The 25,427-nt window shown below is 62.8% G+C and carries 19 protein-coding genes; 9 read left to right on the top strand and 10 right to left on the bottom strand.

Features of this window, described 5'->3' with window-relative positions; all coding sequences use genetic code 11:
* Window positions 1–1,629, top strand: a 1,629-nt coding sequence (locus DQG19_RS17880) for a PKD domain-containing protein (protein ID WP_157974584.1), incomplete at its 5' end; no start/stop codon positions are given.
* Window positions 1,630–1,708: 79 nt separating this feature from the next.
* Here the strand turns inward: DQG19_RS17880 and recG are convergent.
* The 3 genes from recG to DQG19_RS17865 are packed head-to-tail and all read right to left on the bottom strand — an operon-like array spanning window position 1,709 to window position 6,966.
* Window positions 1,709–3,838 (bottom strand): ATP-dependent DNA helicase RecG, encoded by a 2,130-nt coding sequence (recG, locus tag DQG19_RS17875; RefSeq protein WP_116127663.1) that lies wholly within the window; start codon window positions 3,836–3,838, stop codon window positions 1,709–1,711.
* A gap of 56 nt (window positions 3,839–3,894) precedes the next feature.
* Window positions 3,895–4,653: a 23S rRNA (guanosine(2251)-2'-O)-methyltransferase RlmB gene (gene rlmB / locus DQG19_RS17870; RefSeq protein WP_116127662.1), complete on the bottom strand. Its 759-nt coding sequence runs from the start codon at window positions 4,651–4,653 to the stop codon at window positions 3,895–3,897.
* 30 nt (window positions 4,654–4,683) lie between these two features.
* A complete protein-coding gene (locus tag DQG19_RS17865; protein WP_198661799.1) occupies window positions 4,684–6,966 on the bottom strand; it encodes a CotH kinase family protein in 2,283 nt (760 codons plus the stop codon).
* Window positions 6,967–7,032: 66 nt separating this feature from the next.
* On the opposite strand from DQG19_RS17865, the gene DQG19_RS17860 reads away from it, so the two are divergent.
* A complete protein-coding gene (locus tag DQG19_RS17860) occupies window positions 7,033–7,914 on the top strand; it encodes an aldose 1-epimerase family protein (RefSeq protein WP_116127660.1) in 882 nt (293 codons plus the stop codon).
* On the opposite strand, the gene DQG19_RS17855 is transcribed toward DQG19_RS17860, so the two are convergent.
* Together DQG19_RS17855 and DQG19_RS17850 are read right to left on the bottom strand one after the other, a co-directional pair.
* Window positions 7,911–9,185: a DUF4350 domain-containing protein gene (locus tag DQG19_RS17855; protein ID WP_116127659.1), complete on the bottom strand. Its 1,275-nt coding sequence runs from the start codon at window positions 9,183–9,185 to the stop codon at window positions 7,911–7,913. The two genes, DQG19_RS17860 and DQG19_RS17855, sit on opposite strands and share 4 nt — an antisense overlap.
* On the bottom strand, window positions 9,182–9,868 hold the full coding sequence (locus tag DQG19_RS17850) for a DUF4129 domain-containing protein (RefSeq protein WP_116127658.1): 687 nt from the start codon (window positions 9,866–9,868) through the stop codon (window positions 9,182–9,184). The genes DQG19_RS17855 and DQG19_RS17850 overlap by 4 nt, the downstream gene beginning before the upstream one ends.
* A 116-nt stretch (window positions 9,869–9,984) precedes the next feature.
* Here DQG19_RS17850 and DQG19_RS17845 point away from each other — a divergent pair, with 116 nt between their 5' ends.
* Complete coding sequence (locus tag DQG19_RS17845) at window positions 9,985–10,317, top strand: DUF2853 family protein (protein WP_116127657.1); 333 nt, start codon at window positions 9,985–9,987, stop codon at window positions 10,315–10,317.
* Here DQG19_RS17845 and DQG19_RS17840 read toward each other — a convergent pair.
* Window positions 10,314–10,937: an SDR family NAD(P)-dependent oxidoreductase gene (locus DQG19_RS17840; RefSeq protein WP_157974583.1), complete on the bottom strand. Its 624-nt coding sequence runs from the start codon at window positions 10,935–10,937 to the stop codon at window positions 10,314–10,316. The two genes, DQG19_RS17845 and DQG19_RS17840, sit on opposite strands and share 4 nt — an antisense overlap.
* A gap of 172 nt (window positions 10,938–11,109) precedes the next feature.
* On the opposite strand from DQG19_RS17840, the gene DQG19_RS17835 reads away from it, so the two are divergent.
* Window positions 11,110–12,351, top strand: a complete 1,242-nt coding sequence (locus DQG19_RS17835) for an acyl-CoA dehydrogenase family protein (protein WP_116127655.1) — start codon at window positions 11,110–11,112, stop codon at window positions 12,349–12,351.
* Here the strand turns inward: DQG19_RS17835 and DQG19_RS17830 are convergent.
* The gene (locus DQG19_RS17830; RefSeq protein WP_116127654.1) at window positions 12,348–13,286 is read right to left on the bottom strand and encodes a hypothetical protein; all 939 of its coding nucleotides are present in this window, start codon (window positions 13,284–13,286) and stop codon (window positions 12,348–12,350) included. The two genes, DQG19_RS17835 and DQG19_RS17830, sit on opposite strands and share 4 nt — an antisense overlap.
* Before the next feature lie 92 nt (window positions 13,287–13,378).
* Here DQG19_RS17830 and DQG19_RS17825 point away from each other — a divergent pair, with 92 nt between their 5' ends.
* Window positions 13,379–15,067 carry a M23 family metallopeptidase gene (locus DQG19_RS17825; RefSeq protein ID WP_198661798.1) on the top strand — a complete coding sequence of 563 codons (1,689 nt, stop codon included), beginning with the start codon at window positions 13,379–13,381 and terminating at the stop codon, window positions 15,065–15,067.
* Here the strand turns inward: DQG19_RS17825 and DQG19_RS17820 are convergent.
* Complete coding sequence (locus DQG19_RS17820) at window positions 15,064–15,405, bottom strand: ArsR/SmtB family transcription factor (RefSeq protein WP_116127652.1); 342 nt, start codon at window positions 15,403–15,405, stop codon at window positions 15,064–15,066. The two genes, DQG19_RS17825 and DQG19_RS17820, sit on opposite strands and share 4 nt — an antisense overlap.
* A gap of 335 nt (window positions 15,406–15,740) precedes the next feature.
* Here DQG19_RS17820 and DQG19_RS17815 point away from each other — a divergent pair, with 335 nt between their 5' ends.
* Window positions 15,741–16,562 (top strand): hypothetical protein, encoded by an 822-nt coding sequence (locus tag DQG19_RS17815; protein WP_157974582.1) that lies wholly within the window; start codon window positions 15,741–15,743, stop codon window positions 16,560–16,562.
* Between the two features lie 4 nt (window positions 16,563–16,566).
* A complete protein-coding gene (gene secG, locus DQG19_RS17810; RefSeq protein ID WP_116127650.1) occupies window positions 16,567–16,824 on the top strand; it encodes a preprotein translocase subunit SecG in 258 nt (85 codons plus the stop codon).
* A 96-nt stretch (window positions 16,825–16,920) separates the two neighbouring features.
* Here the strand turns inward: secG and DQG19_RS17805 are convergent, their stop codons facing one another.
* Both DQG19_RS17805 and DQG19_RS17800 read right to left on the bottom strand, forming a co-directional pair.
* On the bottom strand, window positions 16,921–18,852 hold the full coding sequence (locus DQG19_RS17805; RefSeq protein WP_116127649.1) for a sodium:solute symporter family transporter: 1,932 nt from the start codon (window positions 18,850–18,852) through the stop codon (window positions 16,921–16,923).
* Window positions 18,853–18,920: 68 nt separating this feature from the next.
* Entirely contained in the window at window positions 18,921–20,399 is a 1,479-nt protein-coding gene (locus DQG19_RS17800) for a hypothetical protein (protein WP_116127648.1), read from the bottom strand.
* Between the two features lie 273 nt (window positions 20,400–20,672).
* On the opposite strand from DQG19_RS17800, the gene DQG19_RS17795 reads away from it, so the two are divergent.
* The gene (locus DQG19_RS17795) at window positions 20,673–23,882 is read left to right on the top strand and encodes a SusC/RagA family TonB-linked outer membrane protein (protein WP_116127647.1); all 3,210 of its coding nucleotides are present in this window, start codon (window positions 20,673–20,675) and stop codon (window positions 23,880–23,882) included.
* A 44-nt stretch (window positions 23,883–23,926) separates the two neighbouring features.
* Window positions 23,927–25,417, top strand: coding sequence for a SusD/RagB family nutrient-binding outer membrane lipoprotein (locus tag DQG19_RS17790; protein WP_116127646.1), 1,491 nt, complete (start codon window positions 23,927–23,929; stop codon window positions 25,415–25,417).
* Window positions 25,418–25,427 lie beyond the last annotated feature (10 nt).

The raw sequence follows: 25,427 nt of genomic DNA, 5'->3' as shown, positions 1-25,427 counted from the left end.
ACGGAAACCGTTACGGTGACCGTCGCCGAGCCGGCCAACGTCGCCCCGACGGCGGTTGCCCTGGTCACCCCGACCAGTGGCGTAGCCCCGCTGAAGGTGTCCCTCGACGCCACGGGCTCGACTGACACCGACGGCAGCATCACGGCCTACCTGTGGAGCTACCCCGGCGGCACGTCCACCATCGCGACGGATGAGGTGACCTTCACCGAACCGGGCGCTTACGATGTGGTCCTGACCGTTACCGACGACGACGGAGCTGCGGGTACGGAAACCGTAACGGTGACCGTTACCGAGCCGGCCGTTGTAGATACCGATGGCGACGGAATCCCCGACGACGAGGATAACTGCCCCACGGTAGCCAATGCCGACCAGGAACTGACGACCTTCTACGCAGACGGCGACGGTGACGGATACGGTACGCCCGATACGACGGTCATGGCATGCGTGGCACCGGAAGGTTTCGTAGCCAACGCGCTCGATAACTGTCCCGAGGTGAACTCCCAGGACCTGACCGATACCGACGGTGACGGAATAGGCAACGCCTGCGACGACGATGACGACAATGACGGTACGCCCGATATCTACGACTGCGCTCCCCTCGATCCTACGGTGGTTTACCAGACCATGTACTATGAGGACGCTGACGGCGATAACATCGGCGACTCCGGCTCGGGCAAGTTTGCCTGTACGCAGCCGGTGGGTTACGTCACTTCCTTCGGCGACAACTGCCCGGATACCTACAATCCCGATCAGCTCGATTCGGATGGTGACGGAGTAGGCGACGCCTGCCAGACTCCCGTAGTTACCGATGGCAACTACTGGCTGGAAGGCGAGTGTGCCACCCTGACATTAGGCTGGGCCGAAAGTGCAGCCACCAGCGCTTCCAAGGGAGCATACGTGATGTATAGTGGTCAAGATCACCTGAACGCGCCGACGGCGACCGTTCCGGGTGCCCAGATCAGCACGACCGTTGATGTACTCGAGGACGGTACCTACCACCTGTTCTTCCGCATGCATGCGTGGAAGACCGGAGGGTTCCCCTCCTTCTGGGTACAGATTGATGATTCCCCCTGGATGAATTTCTCCAAGTTTGTCGGTGGAACCCCCATCACCACGTCGGCCCTCCAGTGGATCAAGGTGAACGACAACGGAATCGACAAGACGTTCGCTCTTACGGCGGGTGTCCATACGATCCGGATCGCAAACCGCGGTGCCTACACCATCCTTGACAAGTTGGTCCTGTCGACCAATAAAGTGCTGCCTTCGGGGCAGGGTGGGGAGGCAATCAACTGCGGACCCAACCTGACCGGTGGAGAGGATACTTCCACTACTGAATCGGGACTTTCGCCCACCGCCAGTTTCCAGTTGTCTACCGAGCCTACCGTGGAGCTGTTCCCCAACCCCGCCGTCGACCGCGTGCAGTTCAACCTGCTGAGCGACCATACCGGACGGGTGAAGGTGATCATCTACGACCTGCACGGACGTCAGATCCGGGAGTACGACTACCTGAAGGAAGCGACCAGCCTGCAGGACGGCCTTGACATCACCGAACTGCCGATGGGTACCTACACCCTGCGCATCCTGGAAGGCGATCGCCAACTGCTGCGCAAGTTCGTCAAGCTGCAGTAGGCCCCGCGCCAGCAGCTTACCGCAAAACGAAGGCCCGGAAAGATCATCTTTCCGGGCCTTTTTAATTTGGCGGAACGCATCAGGAAATAAGGCTCCAGCCCTTGATCGTCTTGAAGTGCTTGTCAAGGTAGCGGGCCAAGATGCGGTGGTCCGGGCGCTGAAGCTCCGGATCGGTCTTGAGCAGGGTGATTGCGCGCTCGCGGGCGGCGGCCAGTATTTTGCCGTCCTGCGCCAGGTCGGCAATCCGCATCTGCAGTACGCCGCTCTGCTGGGTACCGTCGATCATACCCGGTCCCCGCAGGCGGAGGTCCGCTTCGGCGATCTTGAATCCATCGGTGGTCTCCACCATCGTATCGATTCGCTGCCGGCTCTCCTTACTGAGCTTCACGCTGGATTGCAGGATGCAGAAGCTTTCCTCGGCACCCCGGCCCACGCGGCCCCGCAGCTGGTGAAGCTGGCTCAGGCCGAAGCGCTCCGTGTGGACGATCACCATGATGGTAGCGTTGGGCACGTTCACCCCTACCTCGATCACGGTGGTTGCCATCATGATCTGTGTCTCCCCGTTTTTGAAGCGGGCCATCTCGTAGTCCTTGTCGGCCGGCTTCATCCGTCCATGGACGACGCTGATCTGATAGTCCGGCCGCGGAAACTTATGCAGCATCTCATCGTAGGCAGCTTCGAGCGCGAGCAGGTCGAGCTTTTCGTTTTCCTCGATCAGGGGGTAGACCACGTAGGCCTGCCGGCCCTTGGCGATCTCCTCCCGGATGCGTCCGAATACCCGCTCGCGCCGGTGCTCCGTGAAGTGCACCGTCTTGATGGGCGTGCGCCCCGGGGGAAGCTCGTCGATCACGCTCACGTCCAGGTCACCGTAGGCGGTCATCGCCAGCGTCCGGGGGATGGGGGTCGCCGTCATGACGAGCACGTGGGGAGGGTAGGGGGCATTCTTGCGCCACAGTTTGGCCCGCTGCTTGACGCCGAAGCGGTGCTGTTCGTCGATGATGGCCAGCCCCAGGTTCTGAAAGACCACCGGCGGCTCGATGAGGGCGTGGGTACCCACCAGGAAGTGGATCTTTCCCTCCGCCAGGTCGTCCAGCAGGGCCTTGCGGGCCTTTCCCTTTACGTTGCCCGACAGAAACGCCACGCGGACGTCCATCCCTTCCAGGTACTCCTTCAGCGATTCGTAATGCTGGTAGGCCAGGATCTCCGTCGGGGCCATCATGCAGGCCTGAAATCCGTTGTCGAGGGCCATGAGCATCGACATCAGGCCAACCATGGTCTTGCCGGACCCCACGTCTCCCTGCAGGAGGCGGTTCATCTGTATCCCGCGCCCGAGGTCCGAACGGATTTCCCGTAGCACCCGCTTCTGGGCTCCCGTAAGGGTGAAGGGGAGGTGATCCCGGTAGAAGGTGTTGAAGTATTTTCCGATCTGCCCGAAGGCATAACCGGCTACCTGGGCCTCGCGACTCACCTTCAGCTGCAGCAGCCGCAGTTGCAGCAGGAAGAGCTCCTCGAACTTGAGGCGGCGACGGGCCGCGTCGAGTTCCATCTGGTTGGCCGGCAGGTGAATGGCCCGCACGGCGTCGTAGTGGGAGATCAGGCGAAGCTCCTCGCAAAGGTAGGACGGCAGCATATCCGGCAGGTCGGCCGGCGACAGCTGGTCCAGGATGCTGCGGATGAGCTTGCGGCGGCCGCGCTCGTCCAGTCCCCGCTTGTTGAGCTTTTCGGTGCTGGTGTAGACGGGCTCGAAGGTAGCGGCACCGTCTTGCACCGCTTCCCGCGCGGGTTCCATCTCGGGGTGGGTGATGCTGAGTCGTCCGTTGAATTCTTCCACCTTACCGTAGCAGATGTACTCTTCGCCCACCTGGTATTTCCGATCGAGGTAGTGGACGCCCCGGAACCAGACCAGTTCGAGGGCGGCGCCGCTCTCGTCGCGCAGCCGGCCGATCAGGCGCTTCTTGCGGTTCTCGCCGCGGCTGGTCAGCGTGACGAGTTTTCCCCGCACCTGCACGTTTCCCTGGTCGGGTAGAATGTCGATAATGCGGTGAAACTGCGTACGGTCGACGTATCGGAAAGGGTAGCTATAAAGGAGGTCGCCGAGGCTGAAGATGGACAATTCCTTGGCCATCAACTCGGCCTTGGCCGGCCCTATTCCCCGGAGGTGGGCAATGCTGCGGTCGAGAAGTCCTGCCTTTTGGGTGGGCGTAGCCATTGCTTTTTAAAACAATTTGCGGTAAATATACGCTGCCGGCGGCGCGTCGCAAAGCCCTACTGTTGCTCTTCCGCAGCCTGGCGCCGGGCGGTCATGGCCTCGAAAAGGAGGATTCCGGCGGCCACCGATACGTTGAAGCTGTTGAGGGTTCCGGCCTGCGGGATGCGGAAGGTGACGTCGGCCGCCCGCGCCACGCCGGTACTGATGCCTTCGTCTTCCGCGCCCAGGACGATGCAGAGGGGACCGCTCAAATCGATCTCGTGGAGGTAGCGGTCGGCCGCCAGGTCGCTGGCGATCACCCGTACCCCGCTGAGCTGGAGTTCCTGGACGGTATTCACCAGGCTCTTCTCCCGGCATACGGGTAGCCGGCTCAGGGCTCCGGCACTGCTCTTCACGGCGTCGGCGGTGAGGCCGGCGCTGTTTTTCTGGGGGATGATGAGGGTATGGGCCCCGCACACTTCGGCCGAGCGGGCGATGGCGCCGAGGTTGCGCACGTCGGTTACGCCGTCAAGGAGCAGCAGTAGCGGCGTCTCTCCCCGCTCGTAGATCTGGGGCAGCACGTCCGCCACGGCCTGGTAGCGGGCGGCGGCCAGCTGGGCTACGACCCCCTGGTGATTGCCGCGCACCATGCGCTGCAGTTTGGCCTGGGGGATGATCGTCATCGGCACCCCGTGTTGTTTACAGCTCTGGCGCAGCTCCTTTTCGAAGTCGCCCCGGGTGCCCTGCTGCAGGTACACCTTGTCCACCGGTTGCCCGGCCTCCAGGGCTTCCAGTACGGGGTGTCGGCCGTAGATCAGGTCGTCGCGTTGTTTCATGCCGCAAGATAGCGTCCCCGCCCACTCCGCCTACGCTTCCCGCCACACGCGCACGGCACCTACCAGGACCAGCAGGGCCACGCCGACGCCTACCCGCAGCCAGAAGCGCTGGCGGGTCATGACCGACGACTGCAGGTGCTCGGGGTTGGCCGTCCCGGGCGTTCCGGAGGAGGCCTCCCGGACCCAGTGCTCCCGGCGCCCGTTGTCGAGCCCCGGAAGGGCCAGCGCGTAGGTGAATACCGTATCGGCGGTCTCCCCGAGCTGGTAGCTGATCGCGTTGACGTAGCTTCCGTCGGCGGCATACAGCCCGATACGGTCCGAGATTCGGTTAAGTCCGAAGGGCAGGTCACCCACCACGTCGGGGATCTGCGGGTATACGCGCTGGAACCGTTCGCGGTCCTCACAGACGACGAGGTAGGCCCCCCGGCGAAGCCGGGCGGGCGGCAGTGCGTAGCGTCGGTCGCTCGCGTCGATCAGGAACCAGCCGGTGAGGTCGACGGTGGTCTCGCCGCGGTTGTGCAGCTCCAGCCAGTCCCCGGTGACGCGGTTGCGGGGGCTCACTTCGTTGATGATGATCTGGTCGGCGGCCGGGTGGCGGGCGGGCTCGAAGGTGGCCCTGAGCCGGTAAGGGCCGGCCTCCGTCAGGTCGAGGTCGAAGCTGGCTTTCCCGGTATCCACGCCCTCCCAGCCGGTAAAGCGAAAGCCGGGTTCGGCCACGGCCTGCAGGTGCAAGGGGTAGCGCGAAAAGTAATTGCCACTGATTCCGTCCGTACCTACCTGCAGGTTATCGTTGAGTACCACGTAGCCGCCCAGACTTGCGGAAAGCCCGACCGCCCGGTCCGCACCCCCCCGGAATATGGCGCGCAGGTGTTCCCGCAGGTAACGCGGCCGGTAGAGCGCAAACCGCCGCAACTGGTCGACGTGATACCGCCAGCGTGGTTCCCGCTGCTCCCACCGCTCCAGGTGGCGGGGCATTTCCGGCTCGATCCCGGCTGCTAGGGCATCGATGCGCTCGGTAACGGCCTCGGCACTGAAATCGGTATGGAGGTAATCCAGGGTACGGTTTACGAAATTCCGTCGATAGCCGGGGTTCTTGAGGAGACTGCGCTGAATCAGCGTGGACCAGGGCGGATTGGGCCATGCCGGCCCGTCGGCTGCCATGAAGGTTTCCAGGGTATTGGCCGTCCACCCGGTATCGCGGTGCAGCCCGAACCCCTGGTCGACGTCGTAGAGGATCCAGCGGAAACGCTGCCCGGGGCCGTCGGGCCGCCAGTAGCGGATATTGCCCCCGGCATCCCGGTTGTCGAAGTAGGTCTGGGCGATCTGCAGGCGCTGAAAGTTGTCGATATCCATCTGCCGGCCCACTTCCGCGTAAGCCCCGGCGTCGCTCAGGTCGTGTTCTCTGATGTAGTCTAGCAGCCGACCGTAGGCGTCGGTGGTCCCGTGCTTGGCGGTGAACGCGTGTTCGAGTAGGCTGAGGGAGTCCTTGTCGACCCCGGGGTGGTGGTCGGCCAGGAAGCGGGGGTTGATCTTCTCCCGCAGGTGGTACAGGCCCCAGTAGCGGCCGTTGAGATAGACCCGGACCGGGCGGGCCGCCTGCTTATCCAGGTCCCAGCTCGGATCCACGAGCAGCCCCGTCAGCAGGGCGTCGCGCAGGTAGCTGCGCCCCCAGTCGGAGCCACCGTTGCGCACTACCAGGAAGCGAAAGTCATCCGGTGCGTCCGGACCGAAGAGGGGAGCCTCCACCCGAGGGTAACCGTCACGCTTACGGGCGGACAGCGAGAAGGACTTTTGGGGGTGCGACCGGCTCGTTCCGCCAAACAGGCGGAAGCTCATGGGGCCGCGATGCAACGTGCGGCCGTCGGAAGCGAAAATTTCCACCCGTGCCTCATGCTCGCGGTGGGTTTCCCAGTTGGGGCGGTCGGGATCCTCGCCCCGCTCGAACCAGCCGGTCCGGGGGTGAAAGAGCCGCCAGGGGTCGATACCTACGGAAAGGGTGAGCAGGGGGCTGCGCGGTTCGTCGATCAGGTAGGTGCCGGCGGCCTCCGCCACCCGGCCCGTATCGCGCAGGACGGCCACCCGCACCACCGCCGTGCGCCCGATCCGGATCGGCTCACCCGTGTACCGGCGCGAGCGCAGGGTAGGGGTGCTGCCGTCCGTGGTAAAGTACGTTGCACCTGCGGCCGCGCCCGCTACGCGAACGTCCTGGTCCGTCTGGAAGAAGCCCGGTGCCGGCTCCAACGACAGCTGGGCACGCCCGGCCAGGACCGGAAGGCAGAGCAGGACAGTCAGCAGGAAGGGTAGGGGGCGCAAGCGAAGTAGCCTTAAATGATTACTTTGTGGCGGGGTTAGCCCCCGGAACAACTTAGCAAAATCCCGATGGACTTCAGCCTGCAAAACGACCTGCTCAGTATAAAGATCAACGCCGTAGGCGCGGAGTTGTCGAGCCTCGTGCAGCGGGAAACCGGCCGCGAGTACATCTGGAGCGGCGACCCCGCCGTCTGGCCCAGTACCGCCCCGGTGCTGTTTCCCATCATCGGTGCCCTCAAGGACGGTGCCACAACGATCCAGGGGGAGCAATATCGTATCCCGAAGCACGGCCTGATTCGTCATAATACGGACCTGGAATTCTTTTCCAAACTGGAGGACCGCATCGTGTTCCGCCTATGCTCCAGTCCCGCCACCCTGGACCTCTACCCCTACCAGTTCGATTTTCGCATCACCTTCCGGCTGCGGAACGAGCACCTCATTATCTACCACGAGGTGATGAATACCGACGACCGGCCCATTTACTTTCACCTCGGCGGCCACCCGGCCTTTCGCGTACCGCACTTCGCGGACGACGCCTACGGCGACTACCTGTTGCGGTTCGAGCACGCCGAGGACAGCCGCTCGCACGAGGTCACCGACGGGGGGACCATCGGCACCGGTACCCGCGACGTGCCCTGGACCGAGGGGGGCACCGTCCTTCCGCTATCCCACGACCTGTTCGCCCACGATGCGCTAGTCTTTAAAGACCTGAAATCCCGCAGCGTCCTGTTGGAATCCCGTAACCACGGCCCCGTACTCAAGCTCGACTACGCCGGCTGGACCCACCTCGGCATCTGGGCGAAGCCGCAGGGCGACTTCGTGTGCATCGAGCCGTGGATCGGCCTGGCCGATAGCGCGGCCGGCGACGGGCAGTTTACCCACAAGGAGGGCATTATCAGCCTGGAGCCAAACGAGGTCTACGAAATGAGCTACGACATCAAGATCCTCTAGCCCCGGTACAGGGGCTCGATCGCGCGGTAGAACCGCAGCAGGTCGCCCTCCTCCAGCGGCTTCCCCCGTGCTACCACCCGAATCTGGGCCAGTGCCCGCGCCACCGTATCCTCCGGCAGCCCCAAGCGGTCGCACAGGTCGGCGGGCGGTGCCTCCCCCTCGCGCCAGCGGATGCCACGGCGATGGTTGAGGTGGAACCGCAGGCTGGCGAGCTCCCGCTGCGCCAGGGCGGCGTGATTACCCTTCTGGTGTACGAGCCGGCTGATGGTATCAATGAGCCGGCGGCTGGAGTTTTCCCGTCCCGGCAGCACGGGGATGATCCGTTGCCGTCGCCGCCCCCGCGAGATCACGTACAGCAGTACGCCCGCCAGCAGCAGGTACCAGGCCAGGGCCAACTCCCGCCGTTGCTGTATGTAGCGCAGGGTCTGGTTGCCACTCAGCAGGTTGCGTCCGCCCGTGTATTCGCGCCGGGCGGCCGGGCTGTCGGCGGCCGTAGGATCGTTGCGGTACCGGCGGTGGTACTCATCCCAGTAGACCGGCCCCGGGTTAAGGGCGGCCAGCACCGATTGCGGGTAGCGGTAGGCCGTGGAGTCCATCAGAAACCAGTTGGTGAAGAACACCGGGTTGGCGTGAAAGTAGAAGTTGCCGTCCCCCCAGCCGAGGCGCAGGAAATTGATGCCGAACGTATCGAGCGAGCCGAGTACCTGGATATCGAGCGCCGGATCGCAGAGCAGCCGCTCGCTCACCGTGCGCAGCGGCACCGGATTGGGCTCCCAGTACCGGATGTTGACGAGGTGGAAGCTGTCGCCGGTCGGGTAGCGGTACGCTACCAGGGAGTCGAGCGCTACTACCGGGTAGCGGGCCGGGGTACCGTTAAGGTCGTCCTCCTCGAATGCTCCGTAGTAGCAGGCATCGCCCAGGAGGTGGTAGGCGAGGTCTTCCGGGATATCCTCCGCAGCCAGGAAGGCCGTATTGCCGCGTTCCACGAAGTCGAGGAGGGAGGTGACGGCCGCCTCTCCGTAGTAGGGGTGGTGACCGACGAAGACGTACGTGCCGCCCGCTACGGTATCGAGAAGCGACAGGTCGGCCGAGTCCCGGAGCAGCCTCAGTCCCTCCGGCCGGGCCGCCAGCAATTCGTGCAGGGCGTACAGGTCAAAGGGCTGCCGGCCCGTATGGTCGTAGGTTTCGTACCAGTCGACCGACGGGCACCCGAACAGCAGCAGAAGCGGCAGCAGGGCGGCCGTCCGCGCGATGACCGCTGGCCACCTCATGCCTGCGGGGAATTGACGGCCGGCGCGGGCAGCAGGGCGTACAGGGCCGCCACCTCCGTGCGGACTACGCGGTAGCTAAGGCGATCCAGGGGGTAGCCGCCGTACCAGTAGCGTTCGTAGGCCTCCGTGACCGTGCGGAAGGCCGCGGCCTGCGGACTGCCGGCGAGTTGGCGGCGGTAGTCCCGGTTGCTGAAGTCGCGGCGGTACCGGAGCAGGCCCGCGCCCTGCAGGGTATTAAGTACGCCCAGGTACAGCAGGCGGACCGCTACGTCGTACTGGCCGGCCGCTTCGGCGCGTTCCACCAGGCCCGGCGCGACGCCCCGCTCCACGATCACTTCGTCCTGTATGGCGGTGGCATCCACGGCTGGGGCCGGTTCCGCGCGCCGTGGGGAGCTCCCGGCGGTAAGGTCACGCCGCATCCGGTACAGGAGGTAGGCCAGCCCCGCCACCAGTACGGTACTCAGTACTACGATGACGGGCGTGCGGAACAGGGTCCAATCGAAGCTTTCCGCGGGGCGGTCGGGTTCGGGCTCGAATTCGGGGGCGGCGGGCCGTTCGAAGTGTATTTCTTCGCGCAGTTCGCCCAGGCGCTGTTCCGGGAATACGCCGGATCCCTGTCCGGGCAGCAGCCCGACCACGAACAGCAGGGCGGCAAGCAGGAGAATTCGGCGTGAGATGATCATGAGCGGAACAAAGATAAGCCGCCCCGACCCGGCCCCCGGGCCGGGATCCTGTCGAAACTTCTTATTTTAACCCCATTCTCTCACCCGCCGGTACGCGCCGGCAAAATCGATTATGCATGAGCAAAATGGATGAAAAAATGGCCGCCTACGAAGCATCCATGGCCAAGATCAACGTAACTCCCGACAAGGACCTGCTGCAGAAAGTAGCCAAAGGGCTTGGACCTTCCATCTACAACAACGACTCCAACAAGGTCGCCTGCAGCGACAAGTCCGAGCTGGAGCGCGTGGTCAAGAACTTCTGCATGAAGAAGCTGGGCATGACCGACCAGGAGAAGGCCATGGAGGCCGTCCAAGCCGTGTGCAAGCAGTACACGGAGCGCAGCAAGCACCGCGCCGTGTTCTACTACCTGCTGACCAAGCATCTTGGTATGGAAAGCCACTACGCCTAGCCGCGGATCGTCAGCCGGCCGGTCAGCCCGTCCCGTACCGAACGGGTGACGAGCTCGGCCACCTGCTCCGGCAGGAGATAGCGCGGGGGCGGTGCTTCCCCCTCCCAGCTGCTCGTGAGCGTCGCTCCGGGTGCGATCAGGGTACAGCGGACGCCGCTCCCGCGCAACTCCTCCTCCCAGCCCTCGTACAGGGCGCGCAGGCATTTTTTCGTGGTGGCGTAGGCCGTCATGTGCCCGGCCATCTTTTCGGTCGAGGAGGAGCCGATAACGACCAGGTGCCCCGACCCGCGCGCGATGAGCGGGGGGAGCAGCGCCCGGGTCAGGCGGTGGTTGGCCATCACGTTCACTTCCCAGCTTTCGCCGAATACGTCCCGCTCCGTGCCCAGCAGCCCCCCCGGGGCGTACCGGGCGGCGTTGAGCACGATCACGTCGTACGTCCCCTTCGGCACTTCCCAGGCCAGGTCCGCCACGAGCGGGGTGATGCGCGGGTGGGCGGCGGCCAGCTCGGCCAGCTGACCGGTGGTGCGGGCCACGGCGGTCACCCGGTGCCCGGCCGCGGCGAAGGCTACGGCGCAGGCCCGTCCGATGCCGCGGGAGGCTCCGGTGACAAATACGTCCATAGGGCAGCTGATTTTGGTGGCGGGCCCGCGGGTGCGGGGCCGGTGACGGGGGCCAATCGCCCCGGGACAAGGTACGGGGACCAATACGGAAATAGCCGGCGAACCGCCAAAACACCCCCGGGCGGGGCGGCCAAATTGCGTACTTTTACTCTCGACGATTAATGCCCTGACCATGCCAGACACCACCACCCGCCGCAAGCCGGAGTTTACCAGCAAAGCCGATTTTCACCAGCAGGCCCGCGCCGACCGCTATCAGTTCCATGATTATTACCTCGTGGACGACCTGCTCGAAGACGAGCACCGCATGGCCCGGCAGGCCGTGCGCGACTGGGTAAAGGCCGAGGTCAGCCCCATTATCGAGGACGCCGCCATGCGGGGCAAGTGTCCTACCCACCTCTTCAAGGGACTGGCGGAGGTCGGCGCCTTTGGCCCCAGCCTGCCGGTCGAGTACGGCGGTGGCGGGATGGACGAGATCGCCTACGGCGTCATTATGCAGGAGCTCGAGCGCTGCGACAGCGGCCTGCGGTCCATGGCTTCGGTGCAGGGTAGCCTGGTGATGTACCCGATCTTCAAGTACGCCAGCGAAGAGGTCAAGCAGAAGTACCTCCCCGGGCTCGGCAGTGGAGAACTGATCGGCTGCTTCGGCCTCACCGAGCCCGACGCCGGGTCCAACCCGGGCGGTATGCTTACCACCATCGTCGACGATGGTGATGCCTACCTGCTCAACGGATCGAAGATGTGGATCACGAACAGCCCCATTGCCGACCTGGCCGTCGTCTGGGCCAAGGACGAGGAAGGTAAGGTGCGCGGTATGGTAGTAGACGCCGACAGTCCGGGCTTCAGCGCTCCGGAGATTCACGGCAAATGGAGCCTGCGCGCCAGCATCACCGGCGAGCTCGTATTCGAGAATGTGCGGGTACCCAAGGGCAACGTGTTCCCCGATATCCGGGGCCTGCGCGGTCCGCTAAGTTGTCTTAGCAAGGCCCGCTACGGGATCGCCTGGGGAGCCATTGGCGCGGCCCTGGACTGCTACGACTCCGCCTTGCGGTACAGCCTCGAGCGCGAGCAGTTCGGCAAGCCCATTGCCGGCTTTCAACTGCAGCAGAAGAAGCTGGCCGAGATGATCACCGAGATCACCAAGTCCCAGCTACTGGCCTGGCGGCTCGGGACGCTCGCCAACCGCGGGGAGGCAACGCCGGCCCAGATCAGTATGGCCAAACGCAACAACGTACACATGGCCCTGGAAGTCGCCCGCGAGGCGCGACAGGTCCACGGCGGTATGGGTATCACGAGTGAATATCCCATCATGCGCCACCTCATGAACCTGGAGACCGTGCTCACCTACGAGGGTACCCACGATGTCCACCTGCTCATTACGGGGCACGATATCACCGGCATCAATGCCTTCGGTTAGTCGACCCACTCTACCAGCAGGCGCTCGTGGGTTACGGTCACCTTGTCGGCGGCGGTCAGGGTAGTCCAGCGGTCGTTTTCGATCTTGTAGGGTATGCCGGGATAGTAGTAGAAGGCGTACCAGTTGTCGTCGAATATATCGAGTGACATGCCGTCGAAGGCGCTGCCGTCCTCGCCTGCGACGTCGGGGTAAGCCTGCCGAAGCGTAGCCCGAAAGACCTCCGCCCCCTCCGGCGTCATGCGGTTGAAGTGCCGCAGGACCACGAAGTCGTCGGACCAGTTTAGTTCCTCAACGTACAATTCGCTCTCGACCGGGAACGGGTCGCCCCCGAACATATTACCGAAGCTGTCCTCATAGCGGAGCGTATCGCCCCGGCCGTAGCTGGCACCGTAAAAGGTGTGGAAGTGCTGCAACTCGTTGACTACCTTGTTGTAAATGCCGGCCTCGCTGGAGTACGCCTCGACAACGGGTGCCAGTAGCGTACGGAAGAGCGTCGTATCGACTTCCCCCTTCCCGATCACACTTCGCTCGGCCGCCGCGAAGGCTTGGCGCATGGCGGCGGAAAAGGCCTCCCAATTGACGAGTTTCTCGAACGCGCCGTTTTGGTCGGTGGTGTAAAGGATATAGTCGAGCGCAAACGAGTCCAGGGCGGAGGCAATGGCGGGGTCTAGTGGCCCGGGCGTCTGGATGGACTGTCCGAAAGTGTACTTGATCAGGTAATTGTGTGCGGTAGAGTCCATGACCTCGAAGGTCGAACGGTACGTATTGGTATCGGACTTGGTCAGCTCCTCGTTGACGTAGGTAGACTTGATCTTGGAAACCTCGAAATGGTAGGTGTCGCCCGCGGACCAGTACGCTACGAAGGGTGCACGGGTGGTATCGATCTGGGCGGAAACACCGGCGGTGAGCAGGAGCAGCAAAAGGAGCAGGGGCACGGGGGTAGAGTTGATTGACGACAAAAGTAAGCGGACTTTGCACCTGCAGGGTACAGCCTGCGGGCTATATTCACGGCCTTCAAGCCCGCCCCGTGAAAACCCGTTTATTTCTCCTTTCCGTATCCCTGACCCTCACTTTAGCGTCCCTCGGCGCGCAATACGCCCCCCCGCTACGCGGGCCGTTGCTCGTTACAGGTACCTTCGGTGAACTACGCAGTAACCATTACCACGGGGGTATCGATTTCCGGGCCTCCGTCGGTACGCCGGTCCGGGCGGTAGCGGACGGCTACGTAAGCCGTATCGTAGTAAGCGGCAGCGGATTCGGGCAGGCGATCTACGTCGACCACCCGGACGGCAAGCGGAGCGTGTACGGCCACCTCGAAGTGCTGGCTCCGGAACTCCTGGACACCGTTCGTACCCTACAGTACGCCCGCGAATCCTTCGCCCTGGATTTGCAGCCTGATTCCCTCGCCTTCCCGGTCCGGCAGGGGCAGGTGATCGGCGGGGTCGGTAATCGGGGATATAGCTTCGGACCTCACCTGCACTTCGAGATCCGGGAGTCGGCCACCGATGCCCAACTCAACCCGCTCTCCCTGGGCTTTGAGATCCCGGATACGCGCACGCCCTACGTGCAGCAGATCCGGATGTACGGATGGACCGCCGCCGGCGATCGGCTGGAGGAGCGCACTTACGACGTGGGGAGCGGGGAGCTGCCCGATACCATCACTGTGGGGTACCCCCGGGTAGGCTTCGGCGTCCGTGGGTTCGACCGGCAGAACTCCATGCCCAACCGAAACGGCTTTTACGAGGCTGGCCTGCGCGTGGATACCGTCGAGTCCTTCGCTATCCGCTTTGACCGGGTACCCATCGAGTCGACGCGGTACATCAACGCCCTGACCGACTACCGGGAATGGCAGCGGAACCGAAACTGGTTTTATCTGCTGTATCCCGAATCCCCGACGGCGGTATTCTGGGCGGATCCGGCACCCGCGAACGGAATCCTGAACCTTAGTCGCGGCGTCCCCGTCCCGGTAACGGTTGCGGTACGCGATTTTTCCGGGAATGAGCGGGCAATCAGTTCGGTAATACTCTTCGATCCTACGGCGGAGCCCCCGCTGACACCCCAGCGAGGGAAGGGATACCAGTATTTCCTGCCGGCGGGAGAAGCAAGTATCATTGATACCGCGGGCCTCCGGCTCGAACTGTCCGCCAACGCACTGTACCGCGACCTGCGGTTCAGGTACGCCCGGCTGGAGGATACCTCCGAAGGGTACCTGAGCGCCACCCACCAGTTGCAGGACGAGGAAACCCCGCTGCACGGGCGGGCTACGCTGCGCATCCGCCCCCGGAATCCGGTGGCCGATTCCCTGCGGCAGCACGTATACGTGGGTCGTTGTAGCGCGGGCGGCAATCACAGTCCCGCAGGGGGGAGCTGGCAGGCAGATGGCACCATGCAAACTACCATCAGCGCGTTTGGCGATTACGCGCTCCTGCTGGACACTACCCCGCCGGAAATCCGCATCAAGCAGTTTAGTACCGATCTGCGGGGTCGGTCGGGGTTCAGTCTGCTGCTGGAAGACGCCGTGGGCGGCGGGCTTGATTTCCGCGGTACGGTAGACGGGGAGTGGGTCCTGCTGGAGTACGACGCGAAATCCGGGACACTGAGCCACCGTTTCGCCGACGGTCCGGTTGGCGCGGGGGGAGACACGCACCGGTTTGAGCTAGTCGTTACGGATGACCGGGGAAACCAGGCACGATTTGAAAGGAACTTTCGACGCTAACAGTTGAAGGCTAGGTCGTGCACCAGTTTACTGATGCTCGAGAGCCGGTCCGCATTGATGCTATAGTGGATGTACTTACCCTGTCGCTCACGGAGGACAAGGTTAGCTTTCCTGAGGATCGCCAAATGCTGTGACGCAACCGATTGCTCGACCCGCAACGCGATGAAAATATCCGTTACGGTAAGCTGCTTGTTGCCACAAAGTAGATTAATAATCTCCTGGCGTAGTTCGTGGTTGAGTGCACGTAAGATCAGGGCCGCTTCAGAAAGCGACGCCGGGTCTACGAGATTTTGTTTACCAGGTTCTTCAGAGGAGGATGGGTTTGGTTGTTTATCCATTACTTACAGTATCACCTTAAAATCCTAATATAAGGTTGATAGCCAAGCGAAGCAACCTTAACTGAGAGGAAGGTAAGATATTTATGAAAAAGAAAAAGCCTTTAACACGAGGTCAAAGGCTACATAACAAACACTATGAACAACACAAGATCTTAAGGTGCCCCATTGACTGGGGACTTGATGTTTCTTTTTCGGCGATTACAAAGATAGGACATTCTGGAAAAAAGCCTGCATTATTTGAGCAAAACAGCAGAAAAAATCCAGAAATTTCAGAAACCGGCGTTGTGACTATTGTTTGTCGGGCATTCCCCCGACCTTGTGCACGTTACTGCCGCATGGATCTATCCTTACTTGAGTACCTCGAGCAGCCATCGCTGCTGTCGGAAGTTTCCCTCGAAGAGCTGTTATCGCTCGTTGATCGGTACCCCTTTGTAACGACCCTAAATCTTTTGGTATTGTTAAAGGCCCGGCAAATTAACAGTCCGGATACCGAGAAATACCTGAACCGCGTAGCTGTCTCCACCTTCGACCGGGCCCACCTGTATCATTTGCTGGCCGCGCTCGACAAGGAGGAGGAAGATCGGGGGGAGGTACTGGAACTACTGCAACTGGATGAGCTGGAGCTGGAACCCCTGACCGCTCCGGGCTTCGGAGAGGCGCTGCCATCCCGGCTCAACGAACTGCCGACACCGCCCGCCGATCCGGCGGAGGACGCCGACGAGGATGCCCCCCCGCCCGTCTTCGACGAGTTACCGCAAGCTCCCCGGCCCGCACCGGCGAAACAGGATACCGTAGCGGAGTGGGTCGCTACCGCCGCCGCCTACTGGCCCCTGCTGCCGCGTACCGTACGGCAGGTGCGGCCCGAGGATCCCGGTACCTTTGCCCGGGTGCTGCTGCGGCGGGAGCGGAGTGCCGATCTGGGCGCGCGTCTGCGCCGACTGCGCGAACGGCCGGCCCCGGCCACCGCGAATGGAGCCGGTCCGGGAAATACCGGGGAGTCAGCCAGCGTTGTGGTTAGCGAAACGCTCGCCGCGCTGCTGGTCCGCCAGGGGCAGTATCAGAATGCCATCCGGATGTACCAGCGACTGGGTTTGCTTTATCCGGAGAAAAAGCCGATATTTGCCGGCCTTATTAAAGAACTCAAGGGAAAATTATAAGTCCATGGTCAACCTACTCACTATCCTGACCGGTGTCGTCTGCCTGCTCCTTATGCTGGTGGTCCTGATTCAGAACCCCAAGGGTGGTGGTATCGACTCCACCTTCGGAGGCGGGCAGGCCAACCAGATGCTGGGCGCCTCGCGCTCCACCGACGTGATCGAGAAGGTCACCTGGGGTCTTGCCATCGCGCTGTTTACCCTCTGTATCCTCACCGCCCTGGCGGTAGGATCCGTGGGCGACGGGGCCGATCTCGGACTTTAGTCTTTCCGCCGGAGGCCCTGTGGCCCACTAAAAAGCCCCGCTTCGCACTGCGAAGCGGGGCTTTTTAGTTAAGGTCGGTCGACGGCCTGAGCCGCTTTACGCCAGCCAGGTATAGATGAAGGCGAGAATCAGGATAATGATCACCGCCGCGATGTTGAAGCCCATCCGGGTACGGAAGAGGGAGGGGTGCAGGTCGATCGCCTTGTGATCCTCTTCCGACTTGTCGGTGTAGATGAGCGCGATTACGGCCAGCGCCAGCAGGATGAAGATGATCGACATGTACATCGGTACGCCGGGTACGGGCTGTAGCAGCAACCGGATACCGGTGATGAGGCCGATGCCGATGACCGCCAGGGAAAGTCCGTTGCGGAGCTGAATTTCCTTGACGAGTTTCTCGCCCCGTTCGCGGCGCTGTACGTTGGTGGGGTCGTGCTTGATGGAGTCGACGGTGTCCACGTGGCCCTTACCCTTGCTGGTGAACTGGCTGATGACCACCATCAGCAGGGCGGAGATGACGAAGATGAAGGCCATCCGGTCCAGGAAGGGCAGGTTGGGCATCAGGGTCTGGAACGCCAGGGAAAGCGGTACGGACGAGAGTACGACCACAAGGGCCGCCTTGGCGGTTCCGCGGCGGTAGAAGAAGCCGAATACGAACACGACCAATACCCCCGGGCTGATAAAGCCGGTGTACTCCTGGATCACCTGAAATACCTGGCCGGCGTTGGCGAGCGCCGGGGCCATTACCGCTCCGATAACCAGCGCGGCGGCCGCGGAAATCTGCCCCATGCGTACCTGCTGCGCCTCCGTGGCATCAGGCTTGATGAACTTGTTGTAAATGTCCATCGTGAAGATCGTAGAGGTAGAGTTTACCATGGAACTCACCGAGGAGCCGATCGCGGCCACGAGGGCGGCAAAGGTCAGACCGGTGAAGCCGACGCCTACGTAATTAGCCAGTACCCAGGGGAAGGCCTGGTCGGCCTTGGTGATCGGTAGGTTGGCGGGGTCCTGTTCGCGCAGCAGGTACCAGGCGGCGATACCGGGCAGCACCGCGAAGAACGGGATGAACAGTTTCATGAAGGCGGCGAAGGCCACGCCCCGCTGGGCCTCGGGCAGGTCCTTGGCGGCCAGCGCGCGCTGGATGATGTACTGGTTGTTGCCCCAGTAATAGCCGTTGGTGATCCACATGCCGCCGAACAGCAGCGCTAGGCCGGGAAGCAACTGGAAGCTCGATTTGACTTCCGCGCCGGCCTCCAGGGCGGTCGGCTCCCCGGTGGGGGTCACCCCGGTGGAGAGCTCGTGGGCGTTGGCTACGTCCAGGTAGGTGTCGCCCGGCTCGAAGAGCATCTCGAAATGCTCCGGGAGGGCTTGGTATAGGTTGGCGATACCGGTAAACATATTGCCGTCGCCGACGACGCTGAGGATGCCGTAGGCGGCCAGGGTGCCGCCTACCATGAGCACGACTACCTGGACGACGTCCGTCCATACTACCGCCTTCAGGCCTCCGAAGATGGAGAAGGAAGCGGAGTAAAGTACCAGACCGATGATGCCGTACGTCATGTCGACCCCGAGCAGCGTCTCGATAGCGAGGGCACCCAGGTAGATGACCGTAGCGATGTTGATGAAGACGAACAGCGCGATCCAGAAGACCGACATGATCGTCCGTACCGTGCCGTCGTAGCGCTCTTCCAGGAACTGCGGCATGGTGTATATCTCTTTCTGCAGGAATACGGGCAGAAAGAACTTGGCTACCAGAATAAGGGTGATGGCGGCCATCAGTTCGTAAGCCGCTATGGCGAGTCCCAGCTCGAATCCGGAGCCGTTCATCCCGATCACCTGCTCGGCCGAAATGTTGGAGGCAATGAGGGAACCGCCGACCGCCCACCAGGGCAGGCTGCGGCTGGCCAGAAAGTAGTCGCTGGCCGTCGTGGTCTTCTCCCGGTTAGCTATCCAAATACCGAAGAGAATAACGCCGACAATGTAAAATCCAAATACCAGGGTATCGATAGTGCCTAACTGACCTAGCTGCATGATCTGTTTTTCTGTTAATGAGTGGCCGCCTCCTGCCCCAGGGCCGAAACGGCTGGCAATATAGTTGTTTAGGTATTGCCTAGCAGCCGCCCCACGTCGAAGTACCGGAATTCTCGAAGGTTAAATACGGTTTCCCGCAGGCGTGCTGCGCCCGCCGTAAATTGACCGTCGGCGGCGGGGTCGCCCCGCTCCCGCCCCCGCAATAGCTGTAGGATGAGCTCGGGATAGGTGCTCCGGTAGCCGATCCTCCCGAGGTAGCGGGCCAGGTTGTTGAGGCCGTACCCGACAAATTCCCGGTGCCCCAGCCGGTGGTGACACGTGAGCTGCAACAGGCGGGCGTAGACGATCAGGTCATAACGCAACGGTTTCCTCTCCTCCAGGATCGGCTGAAGGTGGTCCAGTGCTCCCGCGTGGTCGCCGGCCAGCGTGGAGAGCACGGCCAACTTGTACCGTAGCACCATTTGCTTGTGCCGGTCCACCCCCTGCACGGCGGCCACCCGGCGGGAAAAGCGGTCGAGGGCGGCGGGCCCGCAGGTGCGGTGGGGCTCCAGGAGACACTGGTTCATCTCTGCGCGGAGCAGGACAAGATCGGCCATGAGGTGACTGTTCCGCTGCTGCTGGGTGCGTTCGCTCCGCGCTATTAGCTCCAGCAGGTGCTCGTGCAATTGCCGGTGATCCGCGGCATCCTCCCGCAGGAAGGCGATCAGCAGGCTACGGTCGATACCCTTAATGTAAAGATTAACGTCGCGCTCCCGTAGGTCCCTGCGGCGGGCATACTGTCCTACCCAGGCGGCGGTATGCTCCCGCGCTTCGGCAAGCTGCAACTGATTATAGTGGTACCAGAAGCGGCACTGGTGCCCCAGGATCCGCTCCTGAAAGGTCGCTCGCTCGGGGACGGGATCGCTGAAGTGGTGGTGGTACAACTGATAAAAGTTCCGCGCTTCTGCCGGATTGCCTACATGACCGTGCTGAATGAAGTGGCGCTGCAGCACCAGCTGAAGGTTTGATTGGCGTACCGTACTGTCCATGACTTCCTGCCGGCGCCGGCTCTCCGAGGTGAGCGATGTCATCCTGCCGGACGAGGACCGGGTGATGTGGCGGCTCTCGATCGTCTTTTCAAAGTCGATGATCAGCAGGTGGTGGAGGTCGAGGTGGTAGGCGATCGCGAGTTCCTTGGCCCGGGTAAGCACCTTGAGGGCGTGGAGATACAGCCCGCGGTCGTAGAGCAGGTTGGCGAAGTCGATCTGCTCGCGGACCTGGATGCCGGTATCCCGGCGGCGGTGCTGTAGCCGCAGGGCATCCAGCAGCCGGGCGTACAGGTGACGTTGCAGGTTTACCAGCTGCCCGGCCCGGGTCACGCCTACCCGCGCCGCGATGGCCGGGCGGTCCTCGAGGCTACCCCCCTCGGAGAGATAACGGAACAGGCGATAGAATTTGTCCTCTTCCCCGGAGCCGGTTTGGTTGGTGTACCGCGTGAAGAACCGCTTTTCGGAGCTGTCGAGGCTGTTAATCAGCTCGAGGAGCAGTTCTTTTTTAGCGATTGGCATAACAGAATGGGCTGGGTACGGAAACGGATATATGCGCCGTGATGACCAATATCCGCGCGGTTCTCCCGGCTATTTCGCAATAACAGGACCTACACGAGAAAATTGGTGCACCGCTCGGGTCTTTAAGATAAAGTTAAGCTATCACAATCAACGCTTCTTTATGATTTCAGTTCCTGCCGGCCTGGGAGTGAACTTTGGTACACAGTGTTACCGATCGGAGTTCTGCGTTCATCCCCACTTTCTAACGCCTTACGGGGCAGCATTCACTAGTTTATGAAACAACTTTACCTTTTCCTATTAGGGCCGGCTCTGCTGCTTTCGGGTGGTATGTCGGCCCAGCGCCTGCTTTCCGGTACGGTTTCCGACGGCGATATGCCCCTGATCGGAGCCACCGTGATGGCCGATGGTACCACGATCGGTACCGTTACCGACTACGACGGTGCTTTCGAACTCTCCGTGCCCGACGGCATCGAAAGGCTGGTCGTCACCTATACCGGCTACCAGGGCCTCGAGGTTCCCGTGGGCCCGGAGGAGGTCTACGCTATCGTACTGGAGGAATCGGCGCTCGACCTGAGCGAGGTGGTCGTCACGGCCCTGGGCGTCAAGCGGGAAAAGAAATCGCTCGGCTACGCCGTCCAGGACCTGGAGTCGGAAGCCATCGAGCAGACCCGCAGCACCAACGTAGTGAACGGGTTGAGCGGCAAGGTTGCCGGCCTGCAGGTAGCGGCGGCCAACGTCCCGGGCGGTGGATCCCAGGTTACCATCCGCGGCAACAGCTCGGTGCTGGGCAATAACCAGCCGCTGTACGTCATCGACGGCGTACCGATGGAGGGCGACTTTGCCGCCCCCATCGACGGAGCCGTCGACAATAACGTTTATGGCGGTGGCATCTCCGAGATCAGCCCCGACAATATCGAGTCCATTACCGTACTCAAGGGAGCCAACGCCGCAGCCCTGTACGGAAGCCGCGCGGCCAACGGCGTCATCCTCGTCACCACCAAGAGCGGGGCTAACGTAGAAGGCCTGACGCTGAGCTACGCCGGTAGCTACTCGGTCGAGAACCCCTTCGTTGTGCCCGAATTCCAGAACCTTTACGGCGGCGGAACCGGCGGAGTCACCTGGTACGCCGACGGCCGCAACGGCGGCATCACGGATCCCCTTGCCCTGGAGCAGTTTCGCAGCGTATATCCCGACGCGCCCCTCGTGGGGACCGCCGGGGTGGACGAAAGCTGGGGCGCGCCCATGGACGGCCGGCCGGTCCGGCAGTGGTGGACGGGTACGGAGGTCGCGCCCCTCGTCCCCGCCCCGGACAGCTGGAGCAACTTCTGGGATACCGGCACCACGGCCAATAACACCCTCAGCATCTCCAACAACTACGGCACCGGCAACTTCCGCTTCAGCTTCGGCCGGGTGGACGCCAAGGGCCTGATGTACAACAACGATTACCGGCGCGACAACTTCCGCCTCAACATCGACCAGCAGCTGGCACCGAAACTCAGGGTGAGCGTCAGCTCGGAATACATCAAGTCGGCCTCCGACAACCGCCAGCAACCCGGCCTGTGGGAACTCGGAACCTGGCACCACCGCCACGACGACTGGGGGCTGCTGCGCGACTATGCCCAATACATGGACGTGCACATCACCCGTGAGGGGGACGACTATCCCTACGCCAACTGGCAGCATTCCTTCGCCGGTAACCGCTTCTACGAGCAGGAATTCCTGACCAACGCCAACGAAAAGGACCGGCTACTCGGCAACATCGCCTTCACCTACGAATTCCTGCCCAGCCTGAAACTGATGGTACGCGGCGGTACCGACCTCTGGACCGACACTCGCCGTTCCGTGACCCGCGGCGAACGGATCAAGAGCGGCTCCGAGCTGACCCAGGCCTTCAGCGAAGACGTGCTGCGGCGGCAGGAAACCAACCTCGACTTCATCCTGACCTACAGCAACTACTTCGGGGAGGACTTCAGCGTGAATGCTCAGTTCGGCGGCAACCACCGCACCAACTACTACAAGCGCAACTACATCGGCGTCAACGACGCCACCATCAACTACCTCTACAACGTCTCCAACAACGCCAGCCAGAACACCAACGTCAGCCGGATCGAGGAGAAGGAAGTCAACAGCTTCTTCGGCGCCGCCAGCTTCGGCTACAAGAGTTTCCTCTACCTCGACGTGACGGCCCGCAACGACTGGTCCAGTACACTGCCCGTCGCCAACAACAGTTACTTCTACCCCTCAGTGAGCCTGAGCGGCGTGATCACCGACGCCCTTCGGATCAGCAGCCCGATCCTCAGCTACGCCAAGGTGCGGGCCGGTTGGGCCCAGGTAGGCTCCGATACCGACCCCTACCGCCTGCGGCAGGTGTACGCCCCCGCCACCCCCTGGAGCGCCACCACGCCGGTCTTCGCCGAGCAGGCCACTATCGCCAGTGCGGACCTGCGCCCCGAGCGCACTACCGGCAAGGAAGCCGGCCTCGACCTGCGGTTCTTTAACGGACGGATCGGGCTGGACGTCACGGCCTACGAGCAGACCACCGAAGACCAGATCATCAACATTGCCGTCAGCCGGGCTACCGGCTACGAGAGCAAGCTCATCAACGCCGGTAAGGTCCGCAACCGCGGCCTCGAAGTGGTACTTACCGGGGCCGTGCTCGACTTGCCCAAGGTAAGCTGGGACGTAGCCTTCAACTACGCCCGTAACCGCAACAGCGTACTGGAGCTGTACACCGACGACAGCGGCAACGAACTGGAAACCATCGTGCTTACCACCGCCCGCGGCCTGAGTCTGGAGGCCAGGGTGGGGGAGCCCTTCGGCACCCTTTTCGGCAGCGCGTACGCCCGGGTCCCCGACGGCCCCCTGGCCGGCGAGGTGATCTTCGAAAACGGAGTACCCGTCAAGGACCCCGACCTGAAGTTGCTTGGCAACGTATCGCCGGACTGGATCGGGGGTATTCGTAACACCTTCCGCGTGGGAGCCTTCAGCGCCAACTTCCTTATCGATGCCAAGATCGGCGGCGACATCGCCGAGCAGAGCAGTTCGCTGGGCATGCAGACCGGCGTCTACCCCCTCACCGCCGTCGGCCGGGAGGAAGGCGTCATCGGCCAGGGCGCCCGCAATATCGGTGACGACGAGAACCCGGTGTACGTGACCAACGACGTAGTCGCTCCCACCCGCGACGTGGTCGGTGCACTCAGCGTCCGCTACGTGAACGAGGGAGCCATCTTCGACGCCAGCTACGTGAAGCTGCGCGAAGCGGGCATCACCTACGGACTGCCCGCGGCGCTCGTCGACCGGATCTCCTTCCTGCGGGCGGCCAGTATCAGCCTGATCGGCCGCAACCTGGCCATGCTGTACAGCAACCACAGCCAGATCGACCCCGAGTTCAACACCCTGGGTGGCAACCTGCAGGGCGCCCTCACCTATACCACCATTCCGAGTACCCGGAGCTTCGGAGTAAACCTGAACGTCACCTTCTGACGCGCGCCCCCCGCACCTGCGTTCCCGCCCAAAACACTCCAACCATGAAACTCCATATACTCCTGCCTTTCCTGCTGTTCCTGACCGCCGCTTCCTGCGACGAGGGATTCGAGGAGCTGAACGCTAACCCCAACGAACCCGAGCTCGTGCCGCCGGCCACCCTGTTTCCGCTGGCCATCCGCGAGGCGGTGCAGCGGCTCCATGGCCACAATACCCGCAACGAGCGCCTCAATCTCGACGGCGGCATGCTGTGGATGCAGTACTTCGCCCGCAACCAGTACGTGAACGAAGGCGACACCTACAACCCGGCCGCCACGCTGCGCGCCGGCACCTGGGACGGCTTCTACACCGAAAGCCTGGTCAACCTGCAAACGGTCATTAACCTCACCGGTGCCGCCGACGGGCAGTACTACAATCCCAACTTCGAGGCGGCGGCCATCATCATGCGGGAGTACGTCTTCTCGGTGGTGACCGACACCTGGGGGGCCATCCCGTACACCCAGGCCCTGAAAGGCTCCACGGCGGGCAACCTGGCCCCGGTCTACGACAGCCAGGCCGAGGTGTACGCCGGCATGCTGGCCAACCTGAAGGCCGCCAGCGAGCAACTGGACCCGGCCGGCCCCGCCATCGACAAGGACATCCTCTTCGACGGTGACATCATGATGTGGAAGCGATTTGCCAACAGCCTGCGGCTGCGGCTGGCGAACCGCCAGGCCGCGCAGGTCCCCGCCGAGAGCCGCGCGATCTTCGCCGAGATCATGGATAACCCCACGCAGTACCCCGTGATCACCTCCAACGCGGAGGCTGCCTTCTTCCATCCGGCCGTCCGGCAGAGCGGGGAGAACAGTAATGCCTGGTACGAGGCGATGGTGATCGATGGCCGCGAGGACTGGTCGATCAGTACCACCCTGGTCGCGGCGATGACCGACGGCAACGGGAACCCCACCGACCCCCGGCTGGAGGTGTACGCCGAGCCTGCCCTGGCCGGCAATTTCGCGGGGAAGTACGCCGGCGCCCCGAACGGATTGCCGGAGGGCGACGCAGTCGCCTACTACACTACTGCGAGCCGTCCGGGCAGCTACTTCATGGGCGAGACGCAGATCATCCCCCTGCTGACCTTTGCCGAGCTCAACTTCATCCTGGCCGAGGCCGCCCTTGACGGGGATTACACCGGCATGGCCGGGGCGGGCGACTATCTGGACGCCGGCATCCGGGCCAGCTTCGAGCAGTACGGGCTGAGTATGCCCGACAACTACATCGCCGGCCGCGGCGTGAGCAAGGAGACACTCATGACCGAGAAATGGAAAGCTCTCTTCCCCCAGGGGGTAGAGGCCTGGACCGAGTACCGGCGCACCGGCTACCCCGTGCTGCCGGCCCCCGATCCCCGTGCCGTGATGGAGAACGAGGGCAAGGTGCCCACCCGTCTGCGCTACCCAGAATCCGAATACAGCCTCAACGGTGCCAACGTCACGGCCGGCGTATCCCTCAACGGCGGCCCGGACACCAAGCTCACTCCTCTCTGGTGGGCCGAATAACCCGCCCATT

The organism is Lewinella sp. IMCC34183 (genome assembly GCF_003390915.1).
GTDB lineage: Bacteria > Bacteroidota > Bacteroidia > Chitinophagales > Saprospiraceae > Neolewinella.
The sequence above is the reverse complement of the archived record's forward strand: the minus strand, read 5'-3'. Positions and strand labels throughout refer to the sequence as shown.

Excerpts from the sequence above, each read along its gene's own strand:
- recG (WP_116127663.1), bottom strand. The coding sequence starts at position 3,838 with ATGGCTACGCCCACCCAAAAGGCAGGACTTCTCGACCGCAGCATTGCC.
- rlmB (WP_116127662.1), bottom strand. The coding sequence starts at position 4,653 with ATGAAACAACGCGACGACCTGATCTACGGCCGACACCCCGTACTGGAA.
- DQG19_RS17860 (WP_116127660.1), top strand. The coding sequence starts at position 7,033 with ATGGACTTCAGCCTGCAAAACGACCTGCTCAGTATAAAGATCAACGCC.
- DQG19_RS17855 (WP_116127659.1), bottom strand. The coding sequence starts at position 9,185 with ATGAGGTGGCCAGCGGTCATCGCGCGGACGGCCGCCCTGCTGCCGCTT.
- DQG19_RS17850 (WP_116127658.1), bottom strand. The coding sequence starts at position 9,868 with ATGATCATCTCACGCCGAATTCTCCTGCTTGCCGCCCTGCTGTTCGTG.
- DQG19_RS17845 (WP_116127657.1), top strand. The coding sequence starts at position 9,985 with ATGAGCAAAATGGATGAAAAAATGGCCGCCTACGAAGCATCCATGGCC.
- DQG19_RS17840 (WP_157974583.1), bottom strand. The coding sequence starts at position 10,937 with ATGGACGTATTTGTCACCGGAGCCTCCCGCGGCATCGGACGGGCCTGC.
- DQG19_RS17835 (WP_116127655.1), top strand. The coding sequence starts at position 11,110 with ATGCCAGACACCACCACCCGCCGCAAGCCGGAGTTTACCAGCAAAGCC.
- DQG19_RS17820 (WP_116127652.1), bottom strand. The coding sequence starts at position 15,405 with ATGGATAAACAACCAAACCCATCCTCCTCTGAAGAACCTGGTAAACAA.
- DQG19_RS17815 (WP_157974582.1), top strand. The coding sequence starts at position 15,741 with ATGGATCTATCCTTACTTGAGTACCTCGAGCAGCCATCGCTGCTGTCG.
- secG (WP_116127650.1), top strand. The coding sequence starts at position 16,567 with ATGGTCAACCTACTCACTATCCTGACCGGTGTCGTCTGCCTGCTCCTT.
- DQG19_RS17805 (WP_116127649.1), bottom strand. The coding sequence starts at position 18,852 with ATGCAGCTAGGTCAGTTAGGCACTATCGATACCCTGGTATTTGGATTT.
- DQG19_RS17800 (WP_116127648.1), bottom strand. The coding sequence starts at position 20,399 with ATGCCAATCGCTAAAAAAGAACTGCTCCTCGAGCTGATTAACAGCCTC.
- DQG19_RS17795 (WP_116127647.1), top strand. The coding sequence starts at position 20,673 with ATGAAACAACTTTACCTTTTCCTATTAGGGCCGGCTCTGCTGCTTTCG.
- DQG19_RS17790 (WP_116127646.1), top strand. The coding sequence starts at position 23,927 with ATGAAACTCCATATACTCCTGCCTTTCCTGCTGTTCCTGACCGCCGCT.